We start from the raw sequence: 13,014 nt of genomic DNA, 5'->3' as shown, positions 1-13,014 counted from the left end.
GGCCGGCATCATGCCATCCTAGAATGGCTGGATGAATTCCCAGGATTTCGGCGCGGCCGGCGCCCATGATGCCCGGCAGGTCCCAGACACCCATGAGGACACCCACGAGGACGAAGGCGGTCAAAGCGACCTCTTCCGTCCGCGCGCGCCGCGTGGCCTGCTGGACAACCTCAACCCGGAGCAATACGCCGCGGTGACGCTGGGCCAGGAGCCTGCGCTCATTCTGGCGGGCGCCGGGTCGGGCAAGACCCGGGTGCTCACCACGCGCATCGCCTGGCTGATGAGCCAGGGCCTGACCACACCCGCCGGTGTGATGGCCGTGACCTTCACCAACAAGGCCGCCAAGGAAATGGTCACCCGGCTGTCGGCCATGCTGCCGGTGAATGTGCGCGGCATGTGGATCGGCACCTTCCACGGCTTGTGCAACCGCTTCCTTCGCGCGCACTGGAAGCTCGCCGGCCTGCCGCAAGGCTTCCAGATCCTGGATGCTGGAGACACGGTGTCCGCCGTCAAGCGTGTGATCAAAGCGATGAAGCTCGATGAAGAGCGCTTTGTTCCCAAGCAGGTGTCCTGGTTCATTGCCGGTGCCAAGGAAGACGGCCTGCGCCCCAAGGACATCGACCTGCGCGATGAGCAGACCCGCAAGCTGGTGGAGATCTATCAGACCTACGAGGACCAATGCACCCGTGAGGGCGTGGTGGACTTTGCCGAGCTGATGCTGCGCTCCTACGAACTGATGCGCGACAACGCCGCCGTGCGGGAGCACTACCAACGCCGCTTTCAATACGTGCTGGTGGACGAGTTCCAGGACACCAACAAGCTGCAATACGCCTGGCTCAAGATGTTTGCGCCACCGGGCCGCGGGCAGGGCGTGTTTGCGGTGGGCGACGACGACCAGAGCATCTATGCCTTCCGCGGCGCCCGCGTCGGCAACATGAGCGATTTTGAGCGGGAGTACCGCGTCCAGCGTGTGGTGAAGCTGGAGCAGAACTACCGCAGCTTCGGCAACATCCTGGACGCCGCCAATGCCCTGATCAGCAACAACACCCGCCGCCTGGGCAAGAACCTGCGCACCGAAGCGGGCGCGGGTGAACCGGTGCGGGTGAGTGAAGCCAGCAGCGATTTCGCCGAGGCGCAATGGCTGCTGGAAGAAGCCCAGGCGCTGCATCGGCAGGGCTTGCCGCGCAGCGAGATTGCGGTGCTCTACCGCAGCAATGCGCAGTCGCGGGTGATCGAATCGGCGCTGTTTAATGCCGGCATCCCTTACCGCGTCTATGGCGGTCTGCGCTTCTTTGAACGGGCGGAAGTCAAGCATGCGCTGGCGTATCTGCGGCTGATCGAGAACCCCAATGACGACACCAGCTTCCTGCGGGTGGTGAACTTCCCGGCGCGCGGCATTGGGGCGCGCACGGTGGAGTTGCTGCAGGATGCCGCCCGGCAGAGTGGCCGGTCGCTGTATCAGAGCGTGGCCGCGGTGGCGGGGCGCGGCGGTGCGAGCCTGGGCAACTTCGTGGGCATGGTGGACGCCATGCGCGAAGCCACCACAGGGCTCACGCTGCGCGAAATCATTGAGCATGTGATCGAGTCGTCCGGCCTGGCCGATTTCTATCGGGCCGAGAAGGAAGGCGAAGAGCGGCTGGAAAACCTGGGCGAACTGGTGAATGCCGCTGAGGCCTTTGTCACCCAGGAAGGCTTTGGCAAAGACGCCGTGGCGCTGCCGGTGGACGAGCACTCCCCGGGCCAGATCGCCGATGGATTCCCCTCGGCCGTGGCGCCGGCCGCCCCCGCCACGCCGGATGCTGAAACCGGCGAGATCATGTCGCCGCTGGCGGCATTCCTCACCCATGCGTCGCTGGAGGCCGGGGACAACCAGGCCCAGGCCGGGCAGGACGCCATCCAGTTGATGACGGTGCATTCGGCCAAGGGGCTGGAGTTCGATGCGGTGTTCATCACCGGGCTGGAAGAAGGGCTGTTCCCGCACGAGAACTCGCTGGCGGATGCGGACGGCCTGGAGGAAGAACGCCGGCTGATGTATGTGGCCATCACCCGCGCCCGGCAGCGGCTCTACATCAGCTTCTGCCAGACGCGCATGCTGCACGGGCAGACGCGCTACAACATCAAGAGCCGCTTCCTGGAAGAGCTGCCGGAAGAAACGCTGAAGTGGCTCACGCCTCGCAACCAGGGCTTTGGCTCAGGCTTTGCCAAGGACTATCAGCAGGCCTGGCAGCGTGGGTCCGGTTTGAAATCCATGGTGGGCGCGGGCCGCGTCGAGCCGCCCAGTTTTGCCTCGGCACCTGTGCCCACGTCGATGAAACAGTCGGCTGCACAGAAGACCGGCGACGAACACGGCGGCCTGCGGGTGGGCAAGGGCGTCTTCCACAACAAGTTCGGCGAGGGCGTGCTGGTCACGCTGGAAGGCAGCGGGCCGGATGCCCGTGCGCAGGTCAATTTCGGCCGTCACGGGGTCAAGTGGCTGGCGCTGAGCGTGGCCAAACTGACCCCCATCGATTGAGCTTGGCGAAGAAGCGTTAGAGTTGGGGTGGGCCCAAGAGAGTCCGGGTAGCCGGACCAGCCATGCGGGGGGGAGGGTGAAACTTTCTCTGCAGTCTGGAGACCCATGCGTACCGTCGTTCCTGTTGATCCGCCTCACGATCCCACCGTGCTGGACGCCGCGTCCCTGGGTGCGGCCATCCGATCGGCCCGCACCCGGTCGCGCATTCCGCTGGTCGAAGCCGCAGATGCCATTGGTGTCTCCCGGCAGACCATGATCAATATCGAAAAGGGCGGGGCCGGTGTCGGCCTGCCCACCGTGTTGAAGGCCGCCCGGGAATTGGGCGTGACCCTGTTTGCGGTGCCCGCCACTGAGCGCGAGGTCGTGCGCCGCGCCATCCTGGCCACTCGCGACGAAGGTTGACGTTGGTGGGGGGCCAGGTGTGGCTGGATGATCAGCCCGTGGCCGAGTGGGAGGCAGGCGGCGGGTTGTCCAGGGCTGCAGGCCTGGGCGTTCCAGGCGCCTCGCTGGACCTGCCGCTGCACTATCTGCCCGACTGGCAGTCCCACCTGCGTGCCTTCCCCCTCAGCCCGCAACTGCCGCTGGGCGGCGAAGCCACCACAGCCTCGGCGCAGTGGCGGCGGCACGCGGCACTCTATCTCGCCCATCTGCTGCCCGGGGGCGCTGCGGAGCGCGGCGTTGCGCAAGCGCTGGACCCTCAGGCCCATCAGGCTCATCCGGCCCAGGCATCCATCAAGCGCAACGCGCTCGAAGGCCTCCCTGTGCTGATGGCCTGCGGCGACGATCTGCCGGGGGCGGTGGGCCTGCGAGGCCGGCGCCGTTCACCGCCATGGATGCCGCAGCGGGAGCTGTTGCCTGAGTCCCTGGCCGATCGATTGCAGGGGCCGGCGGAGCAATGGCTGCTGCTGGATGAGCGCGGCGAACGGGTGCTGCCGTGGTGGCCGGCGCCCGCTGTTGGGGCGGGGGCGATGGACAGCCTCCCCATGCTGGGCGTCTACGTCGATCAGGGCCGATGGTGGTGGACCCGCACCCCGCAAATGGCGTCCACCCATCTGCTGGAGGCAGCACCTCGGCAGGCTGGCGGCGAGGCGGCCTTGTTCAACAAGCTGTTTTGCTTGCGTCTGGCCGCCCGGCTGGGATTGGATGTGGCCACGGTCGAGCTGCTTCCGCTGCCTCAGCCGGTGCTGCAGTTTCAGCGTTGGGACCGGCTGCGGCTGGACGACGGGCGTGTGCGCCGGCTGCATGCAGTCTCGGCTGGGCAGGCCTTGGGGCTCTGGCCCGACGAGCACACCGCATCCACGCACCCACCACCCCCTTGGACACGTCTGGGCAAGCTGCTGAGCCACAGCCCGCAGCCGCTGGTGGATCGACGCGCGCTGATGCGATGGTGGGTGTTCCAGGCGCTGATCGGCAGCGGTGACGCGGGTCCTTCTGATCTGTGGTTCTACCTCGACCACACCGGGCTGCGGCTGGCACCGGTGATGAACCTGCGATGTCCGCTGGCGCCCCATGGCAAGGGTTCGTGGCGGGGGGCGACGGGCGGGCCCTTGGGCCGCGCAGAGCTGTCGTCCCGTTGGCAGATGACCCCTCCGGTGAACGCTGCGAAGGACTGGGCTCTCGCCGCCAAGGCCTGCGGCGCGAAGCCGCGCAGCCTGGCGCTGGAACTGCGCCGGATGTGCGAGGCGGCGCCGCTGGAGGCCTCCGTGCTGGCGAGCGCCGCCGGTGCGGAGGTCCCGGCGGACGTGGCGCATGCAATTGCTGCGGTGGTGGCGGCTCAAAGCGCCCGGCAGATGGCCTGGGTGGAGGATCTGCTGCATACCGATCACCGGGATCTCTAAAGACCCCTCCGAACGGTTCTCGGACGTGCCCGTCGCCCGTCAGATGCGGGCCTCGGCCGGCAAGGTGCAGCGGGCCGGCGCAGCACCCGCAGCACCTGCAGCGCGCTCAGTGGGGCTTGTCGTCGCTGGTGGGCGCGGAGGTCACGGCGGGCGTGGCGGGCGCTGAGGGGGCTGGAGGGGCGGGAGGTTCCGAAGGTGCCGGAGGTGCGCTTTCATGCTCAGCCGACGGTGGCGCTGCCACGGGCGCCGGAGCAGCCTCCGGCCCCTGTGTGATCATCTCCACCGCAGCACCCTTGCGAACAGGAGGCACCGCCAGATCCTTCGGCGCTCCAAACATGAAGCAGTCGATGAAGGTGAAATAGAGCGAGCAGAGGAAGGCGGTGAACAGAACAAAGAACACCGGCACCTGCAACAGCGTGGCCAGCATCGGTGAGCCCAGCAGGGCGGCGAGCAGGCTCACCACGATCGAGCAGGCAAACGTCAGCCCGGTCCAGGCCAGACCGGACACCATGAACGCCCCCTTGTTCTTCCACACCCCCAGGGTGCTGGAGAACAGGGACTGGATCACGCCCTGTCCGCCCCAGTGGATCAGCGCTGGCGCATGCCAGAGCGGCACGCTGACCAACGCCAGCAGACCGAAGAAGGTGAACGTGGCCTGGATCATCCGCGGATCGGTCATGGCCGCAACGACGGCGGCGGGGTCGGGCTGCGTGCCCGACTTGGCCAGGTTGGCCAACTGATCCATGGCGCCGCCGGCCACCCAGATGGACACCTGGCTGATGACCACACTCAGCACCGCACTCAGCACTGCCAGCAGCAATTGCGCCTTGCGCCGCTCCGGGGTGAGTTGAAGCGGCTGGGTGAACACCTGCACCGTGGGCGTATGCGACTGCAGCACCTGGTGGGACGCCAGCATGAAGCCCAGCGACACCAGCGGCACCGAGGCCACCGACACCAGCGAGCCGACCACCGTCAGGCTCAGCAGGGTCCACACCAGCATGATCAGCGAGAACAGGCCCACCAGGGCAAACGGCTGGCGCTGCACCACCTTCAATCCATGCCGCACCCAGATGAGCCCATTGCGGGCGGGAACGGACTGCAGGTGCAACATCATGGCAAGGACTCCAGCGCGTGCCACGGCCGGGCGATGCGCTCGCGCAGAACGCGCTCGAAATGGGTGGGATCGTGGGGTTTGAGCAGACTGGCCTCGCGGGGCAAGTGGTAATCCCACAGCCGCGAGATCCAGAACCGCAGGGCGGCTGCCCGCATCATGCCGGGCAACAGCCGATGCTCGGCACCGGTCAATGGCCGCACCGATTCATAGGCGGTGACCAATGCGATGGCGCGCTGTTCATCCAGCCGGCCGCTGGCCAGATCAATGCACCAGTCATTCAGGCAGACACACAGATCGAAGAGGAAGGTGTCCACCCCGGCGAAATAGAAGTCAAAGAAGCCGCTCAGACGTTCGCGGCCAGGCAGGCCTTCGAACATGACGTTGTCGCGGAACAGGTCCGCGTGGATGGGCCCTCGGGGCAAGAGCGCCGTGCCGGGAGCCAGATGTTCCTGGAAGGCGAGTTCGTCCTTCAACAGCTGGGCCTGTTCCGAGGCCAGATGCGGCAACACTTCCGGCACCGTCTCGCGCCACCAGGGCAGGCCGCGCAGGTTCTCCTGATGCAGCGGGAAGTCCGTGCCAGCCAGATGCATGCGGGCCAGCGCTGCGCCGACCTGTTCACAGTGGAACTGGTCGGGGGCGAGCTGGTGGCCGCCACGGAGTTTCTCCACCACGGCGGCGGGTTTGCCACACAGGGTGTGCAGGATGCGGTCCTGCGCATCAGGCTGCGGGGCGGGCACCGGAATGCCACGGGCGGCCAGATGGCGCATCAGCTCCAGATAAAACGGCAGTTGTTCGAAGCTCAGGCGTTCGAACACGGTCAGCACAAACTCGCCCTTGGCGGTGGTGACAAAGTAGTTGGTGTTCTCGATACCGGCGGAAATGCCCTTGAGCGATTGCAGTTCGCCCAGGTTCAGTGTGTGGAGCAGCGCCTGCGCCTGGAAGGGCGTGACGTCGGTGAATACGGCCATGAGGGGGAAGGGTTGGTGATCGAAGCCGGCGGCAGGATGCAGCTTGGGGCGGCGCGGTGCAGCGAAACGCAGCGGGGCGGCCGGCCAGCGATCAGAAGCTCAGCACACGCCAGACCCGCTGACCGGCGTTGCCGCGTTCAGCGCCCTGGCGGACGGGGATGTCTTTGCCGGTGTCGCTGAGCAGGATCTCGTACTCAGGCGCTCCGTCCTTGCGCTTGACCACCAGCTTTTGAGTCAGGCCTCTCACCCGTGTTTCCTCGATCCGGACCTTGTCGTCTTCCTGGACGATCTGTTCCACCTTGGCATCAGGCACCTCGTGCACCGCAGGGGCGGACGAGGTGGCCGTGGTGGGCGCAGATGCGGACGGCGACGCAGCCGCCGGTGCCTCAGCCGCCCAGGCAGACGCGCTGCAGCTCAGGGCGACGCAGGCAGCCGCCAGGAGGAGGGGACTCGGCGGGAAGGCGAGGCGGGTGCATTTCATGACGCAGATTCTATAACGCCCCCCAGTCGCTGCGCTCCTGCCCCCAAGGGGCGCCGCCCGGTGGCCTGGCGGAGCCAGCTCCACGGGCGTGGCTGGGGGAGGGGCGCCGTCGCTTCGCTCCTGGCCCCGGTGGATAGAGGCCCCCCAGTCGCTTCGCTCCTGACCCCGAGGGGCGCCGGCCGGGGACTTGGGGGAGCCAGTTCGTGGTTGTGGCCGGGACCGGGGGGCGGTGGGACGACCGATAATGGGTTGATGAATAAGCCCCTGATGTTGCTGGTGGATGGATCCAGCTACCTGTATCGCGCCTATCACGCAATGCCCGACCTGCGAGGCCCACAGGGTCAGCCCACCGGTGCCATCCATGGCATGGTCGCCATGCTGAAACGCCTGCGCGACGACGCAGGCGCCGAACATGCCGCTTGCGTGTTTGACGCTTCCGGGCCCACCTTCCGCGATGAGTGGTACCCGGAGTACAAGGCCCAGCGCTCGCCCATGCCGGATGCGCTGCGGGAACAGATTGATCCCATTCATGAAGTCGTCCGGCTGCTGGGCTGGCCCGTACTGACCGTGCCCGGGATCGAGGCGGATGATTGCATCGGCACCCTCTCTCGTGTGGCCGCACAGGCCGGCCATCAGGTGCTGATCTCCACCGGCGACAAGGATCTGGCCCAGCTCGTGACCCCGGATGTCCAGCTCATCAACACCATGAGCAACGAGCGCCTGGATGAAGCCGGTGTGATGGCCAAGTTCGGCGTGCCCCCCGACCGCATCATCGATTACCTCACCCTGATGGGCGACACCGTCGACAATGTGCCAGGGGTTGAGAAGGTGGGCCCCAAGACCGCCGCGAAATGGATTGCCGAGTACGGATCGCTGGACGGCGTGATCGCCGCCGCCGAGAAGATCAAGGGCGTCGCGGGTGAAAACCTGCGCAAGGCCCTGGATTGGCTGCCCATGGGCCGCAAACTGGTGACCGTCAAGGTCGATTGCGAGCTCTGCGAGCACGTCGCCGGCTGGCCCGCACTGGAAGCCCTGGCCTTCAAGCCGGTCGATGAGGCCGGCCTGCTGGACTTCTACAACCGCAATGGCTTCAAGACCTGGAAGCGTGAGCTGGAAACCCGCGTCGGCGGGACGTCGCCCAGCCACGGCGCCCCCGCCACGCCGGAACTGGCGCCCGGCCAGACGGCCGACCTGTTCGCCGATGCGCCCGTGCCGCCCGCACCCGTCGAGAAGCACTACGAAACCCTCACCGAATGGCCGCGTCTGGACGCCTGGCTGGAACGCCTGCAACAAGCACCGCTCGCCGCCCTGGATACCGAAACCGATTCGCTGGATGCGATGCAAGCCCGCATCGTCGGCATCAGCTTCAGCGTCCAGCCGGGCGAGGCCGCCTATGTGCCGCTGCGCCATGAAGGTCCCGATGCGCCCACCCAATTGCCGTTGGACGAGGTGCTGGCCCGCCTGAAGCCCTGGCTGGAAGATGCCACACGGCCAAAGGTCGGACAGAACATCAAGTACGACACCCACGTGTTTGCCAACCACGGCATCCAGGTGCAGGGCTACGCTTTCGACACCATGTTGGAAAGCTACGTCCTTGAGGCCCACCGCAGCCATGGCCTGGAAGCACTGGCCGACCGCGTGCTGGGCCGCAAGGGCCTGAGTTACGAAGACCTGTGCGGCAAGGGCGCGCATCAGATTCCGTTTGCACAGGTGGAAGTGGCCAAGGCGGCCGAGTACTCCGGCGAGGACTCCGAGATGTGCCTGCAGGTGCACCAGACGCTGATGCCACGCCTGGAAGCGGAACCCCAGCTGCGTTTTGTCTACGAGCAGCTGGAGATTCCGGTGTCCCGGTTGCTGGCGCGGATCGAGCGTACCGGTGTGCTGATCGACGCCGCCAAGCTGCAGGCGCAAAGTGCCGAGTTGGGCCAGCGCATGGTGGCGGCCGAGCAGGCCGCCCATGAGATGGCCGGCCAACCCTTCAACATGGGCTCACCCAAGCAGATCGGCGAGATCCTCTTCAACCGCCTGGGCCTGCCAGTGGTCAAGCGCACGGCCACCGGGGCACCGTCCACCGACGAGGAAGTGCTGGAGAAGCTCTCCGCCGATTTCCCGTTGCCGGCCAAGATCCTGGAATATCGGGCACTGTCCAAGCTCAAGAGCACCTACACCGACAAGCTGCCGCTGATGGTGAATGCGCAGACCGGCCGGGTACACACCACCTACGCGCAGGCGGTGGCGGTGACCGGCCGCCTCTCCAGCAACGAGCCCAACCTGCAGAACATCCCCATCCGCACGGCCGAGGGCCGACGCGTGCGGGAAGCCTTTGTGGCGCCGCCCGGCCATCGCATCGTCAGCGCGGACTATTCCCAGATCGAGCTGCGCATCATGGCGCACATCAGCGAAGACCCGGGCCTGCTGCGCGCCTTCCAGGAAGGCCAGGACGTGCACCGGGCCACGGCCGCCGAGGTGTTCGGCGGCGCGCTGGAGGCGGTGACGCCGGAACAGCGCCGTTATGCCAAGACCATCAATTTCGGTCTGATCTACGGCATGGGGGCCTTCGGCCTGGCGCAGTCCCTGGGCATTGAACAGAAGGCGGCCAAGGACTACATCGACCGGTATTTCACCCGCTTTGCCGGTGTTCGCACCTATATGGACGACACCAAGCAGTTCGCCAAGGCGAAGGGGTATGTGGAGACCGTCTTCGGCCGCCGCCTGTGGTTGCCGGAAATCAACTCCGGCAACGGCCCGCGCCGCAGCGGCGCCGAGCGCCAGGCCATCAATGCGCCGATGCAGGGTACGGCCGCCGATCTCATCAAGCTGGCCATGATTGCCGTGCAGCAGGCCCTGGATGAGCAGCAGAAGCGCACCCGCATCGTGATGCAGGTGCATGACGAACTGGTGTTCGAGGTGCCTGAGGACGAACTGGACTGGGTGAAGTCCGAAGTGCCGACGCTGATGGCCGGTGTGGCCGCGCTGAAGGTGCCGCTGCTGGCCGAGGTGGGCGTGGGCAGCAACTGGGACGAAGCGCATTGATGAACCGCACTGATGAACCGAACCCTCGCAGGCAGCCCGTCCCGCGTGATCCCCACTGTTAGCATTCTCGCCCTATGAATTGGCCTTATGAATTGCAGGTCGGCTGGCGCTACACACGGGCCGGCCGCGGGGGGCGGCGCAATCGCTTCATCTCCTTCATCTCCGGGGTGTCGATGTTCGGCATCGCCCTGGGGGTGGCGGCGCTGATCATCGTGCTGTCGGTGATGAACGGCTTCCAGAAGGAAGTGCGGGACCGGATGCTGTCGGTGGTCTCCCATGTGGAGCTGCTCAACGACACCGGTGAAGCCCTCCCCGACTGGCAGGCCGTGGCCAACAAGGCCAAGGAGAACCCGCAGGTGGTGGGCGCTGCGCCGTTTGTCAGTTCCCAGGCGCTGATTGCCCGGGGCGAAGACATGCGCGGCGCCATCGTGCGCGGCATCGATCCGGCGCTGGAGCCTGCAGTGACACCCATGGCGGCATCGCTGGCCAAGGACGGCCTGCTGCAGCGCCTCAGGGCCGGCGAATGGAACATGATCCTGGGCGTGGAGCTGGCTCGCCAACTGGGCGTGCAGGCCGGTGACAAGATCACCCTGGTGGCTCCCAGCGGCCAGCTCACCCCGGCGGGCGTGGTGCCGCGCTACAAGCAATTCAATGTGGTGGGCGTGTTTTCCGCAGGCCACTATGAATACGACAGCGGTCTGGCGCTGGTCCATGTGGACGATGCCGCCAAGCTGTTCCGCACCGGCGGCCCCAGCGGCGTGCAATTGCGTCTGAGCGATGTGCAGCAGGCTCGAGCGGTGGGCCAGGAACTGCAGCAGCGCTTCTCGCGGGACATCCTCGTGCGGGACTGGACCCGCACCAATGCCAACTGGTTTGACGCCGTGCAGGTGGAAAAGCGGCTGATGGGCATCATCCTCACGCTGATCGTGGCGGTGGCCGCCTTCAATCTGGTCTCCACGCTGGTGATGACGGTGACCGACAAGCAGGCGGATATCGCCATCTTGCGTACGCTCGGCGCCAGCCCTCGGTCGGTGATGGGCATCTTCATGATCCAGGGCGCACTGGCCGGGGTGATCGGCACCTTGTCCGGCCTGGGCCTGGGCCTGCTGGTGGCGCACAACCTGGATGTGATCGTGCCCTTCATCGAGCGGGTGCTGCACACCACCTTCCTGCCGGCCAGCATCTATCTGATCAGCCACATGCCCAGCGATCCGCAGTGGGGCGACATCATTCCCGTGACCGTGACCTCCCTGATCCTGTCCTTTGTGGCGACGCTCTATCCGAGCTGGCGCGCCAGCCGCGTGCAACCGGCGGAGGCTCTGCGTTATGAGTGACACCTCGATGAAGCCGGGCGCCGGGCAGCCGGGCCCGGTGCTGCAGGGCCTGGGCCTGGGCAAGCGCTTTGTGGAAGGCCCGCTGGATGTGCAGGTGTTCCAGGGCGTGGATCTGACGGTGCAAGCGGGCGAAACCATGGCCGTGCTGGGCGCCTCCGGCTCTGGCAAGAGCACCTTGCTGCATCTGCTGGGGGGGCTGGACAAGCCCAGCACCGGCCGGGTGATGTTGATGGGGCGTGAACTGTCCACGCTGGGCGAAGCGGCCCGCGGGCAGTGGCGCAATCAGCATCTGGGATTCATCTATCAGTTCCACCATCTGCTGCCGGAATTCAGCGCGCTGGACAACGTGGCCATGCCGCTGCGCATCCGCCGTGTGCCCACCGAGCAGGCCCGCGAGCAAGCCGCCGCCGTGCTGGCCCGGGTGGGCCTGGGTGCGCGGGGGGCGCACCGGCCCGGGGAACTCTCCGGGGGCGAGCGGCAACGGGTGGCCATTGCCCGCGCCCTGGTCACCCGTCCGGCCTGTGTGCTGGCGGATGAACCCACCGGCAATCTGGACCGCACCACCGCTGGTACCGTCTTTGACCTGATGCTGGAATTGGCCCGGGAGCAGGGCACCGCATTTGTCATGGTCACCCACGATCAGGACCTGGCGAAGCGTTGCCAGCATCAACGCCGGCTGGTGGGCGGCGTGTTGCAGATCCTGGGCTGAGCGGCGCCAGCGTTCACCGCCCCGCCAGGCTCGCTTCGCGCATGGCGAGGCGGGCGTCGGGGACGCCGACCGCAGACGCCAACCCCGTGAATTACCATGGGGCCCATCATGACGACCCGATCCGCATCCATGTCTGCAGGCGCCTCCACGGCCTCGCGCCGCTTCATCCTCAAGCTCAGTTGCCCCGACCAGGCGGGCATCGTGCATGCTGTGACCGGTGAGCTGCTGGCCCAGGGGGGCAATATCCTGACGTCCGCCCAGCACGGGGATGCCGATCACCACCGCTTCTTCATGCGCATCGAGTTTGAATGCGCGCAAGCACGCCCGGTGGAGGCGCTGCGCACCGTTTTCCAGCCGCTGGCCCAACGGCTGCAGATGGACTGGGAGCTGGTGGATGCCCAGCGCAAGACGCGGGTGCTGCTGCTGGTGTCCAAGCTGGGCCACTGCCTCAACGACCTGTTGTTCCGGGTGCAGACCGGGCATCTCGCCATCGAGATTCCGGCCATCGTGTCCAACCACCGGGACTTCTATCAACTGGCCGCCTCGCACGACATTCCCTTCCATCACTTCCCGCTACTGCAGGCCAGTGACGAGCAGAAGCTGGCGCAGGAGCGTCGCATCCAGGAGGTGATCGAGGAGCAACAGATCGACCTGGTGGTGCTGGCTCGCTACATGCAGATTCTCTCGCCGCAGATGTGCCGCTACCTGGAAGGGCGGGCCATCAACATCCATCACAGCTTCCTGCCCAGCTTCAAGGGCGCGCGGCCCTATCACCAGGCGCATGAGCGTGGCGTGAAGCTGATTGGGGCAACCGCGCACTATGTGACGTCCGACCTGGATGAAGGCCCGATCATCGAGCAGGACGTGGCCCGCATCGACCACAGCATGACGCCGGACCAACTGGTGGCCATCGGCCGTGACGTGGAATGCGTCACGCTGGCACGAGCCATCCAGTGGCATGCCGAGCATCGCGTGCTGCTCAACGGGCACCGCACCGTGGTGTTCCGCTGATGGCCTGCGGGCCG

10 protein-coding genes are annotated in these 13,014 nt (G+C 66.5%); 7 read left to right on the top strand and 3 right to left on the bottom strand.

Going from position 1 to position 13,014, the window contains the following annotated elements; all coding sequences use genetic code 11:
* Positions 1–31 precede the first annotated feature (31 nt).
* From OU995_RS24210 to OU995_RS24200, 3 genes are all read left to right on the top strand, one after another.
* A complete protein-coding gene (locus OU995_RS24210; RefSeq protein ID WP_267832713.1) occupies positions 32–2,512 on the top strand; it encodes a UvrD-helicase domain-containing protein in 2,481 nt (826 codons plus the stop codon).
* Positions 2,513–2,617: 105 nt separating this feature from the next.
* Positions 2,618–2,914, top strand: coding sequence for a helix-turn-helix transcriptional regulator (locus OU995_RS24205; protein ID WP_267832712.1), 297 nt, complete (start codon positions 2,618–2,620; stop codon positions 2,912–2,914).
* A gap of 38 nt (positions 2,915–2,952) precedes the next feature.
* Entirely contained in the window at positions 2,953–4,350 is a 1,398-nt protein-coding gene (locus OU995_RS24200; RefSeq protein ID WP_267832711.1) for a HipA domain-containing protein, read from the top strand.
* A 106-nt stretch (positions 4,351–4,456) separates the two neighbouring features.
* Here OU995_RS24200 and OU995_RS24195 read toward each other — a convergent pair whose 3' ends face one another.
* From OU995_RS24195 to OU995_RS24185, 3 genes are all read right to left on the bottom strand, one after another.
* Entirely contained in the window at positions 4,457–5,464 is a 1,008-nt protein-coding gene (locus OU995_RS24195; protein WP_267832710.1) for a BPSS1780 family membrane protein, read from the bottom strand.
* Positions 5,461–6,432: a homoserine kinase gene (locus OU995_RS24190; RefSeq protein WP_267832709.1), complete on the bottom strand. Its 972-nt coding sequence runs from the start codon at positions 6,430–6,432 to the stop codon at positions 5,461–5,463. Before OU995_RS24190 ends, OU995_RS24195 begins: the two co-directional genes overlap by 4 nt.
* 91 nt (positions 6,433–6,523) lie before the next feature.
* Positions 6,524–6,913: a hypothetical protein gene (locus OU995_RS24185; RefSeq protein ID WP_267832708.1), complete on the bottom strand. Its 390-nt coding sequence runs from the start codon at positions 6,911–6,913 to the stop codon at positions 6,524–6,526.
* Between the two features lie 252 nt (positions 6,914–7,165).
* Between OU995_RS24185 and polA the strand changes: the two genes are divergently transcribed.
* The 4 genes from polA to purU all read left to right on the top strand — a co-directional run bounded on the left by polA (position 7,166) and on the right by purU (position 13,000).
* A complete protein-coding gene (polA, locus tag OU995_RS24180; RefSeq protein ID WP_267832707.1) occupies positions 7,166–9,946 on the top strand; it encodes a DNA polymerase I in 2,781 nt (926 codons plus the stop codon).
* Between the two features lie 74 nt (positions 9,947–10,020).
* Positions 10,021–11,280, top strand: coding sequence for a lipoprotein-releasing ABC transporter permease subunit (locus OU995_RS24175; RefSeq protein WP_267832706.1), 1,260 nt, complete (start codon positions 10,021–10,023; stop codon positions 11,278–11,280).
* A complete protein-coding gene (locus OU995_RS24170; RefSeq protein WP_267832705.1) occupies positions 11,273–11,989 on the top strand; it encodes an ABC transporter ATP-binding protein in 717 nt (238 codons plus the stop codon). The genes OU995_RS24175 and OU995_RS24170 overlap by 8 nt, the downstream gene beginning before the upstream one ends.
* 108 nt (positions 11,990–12,097) lie before the next feature.
* The gene (gene purU / locus OU995_RS24165) at positions 12,098–13,000 is read left to right on the top strand and encodes a formyltetrahydrofolate deformylase (RefSeq protein ID WP_267832704.1); all 903 of its coding nucleotides are present in this window, start codon (positions 12,098–12,100) and stop codon (positions 12,998–13,000) included.
* Positions 13,001–13,014 lie beyond the last annotated feature (14 nt).

The sequence above is a fragment of the Roseateles sp. SL47 genome (assembly GCF_026625885.1).
Lineage (GTDB): Bacteria > Pseudomonadota > Gammaproteobacteria > Burkholderiales > Burkholderiaceae_C > Roseateles.
Note: the sequence above shows the minus strand (reverse complement) of the source record. Positions and strands in the feature narration are given on the sequence as shown.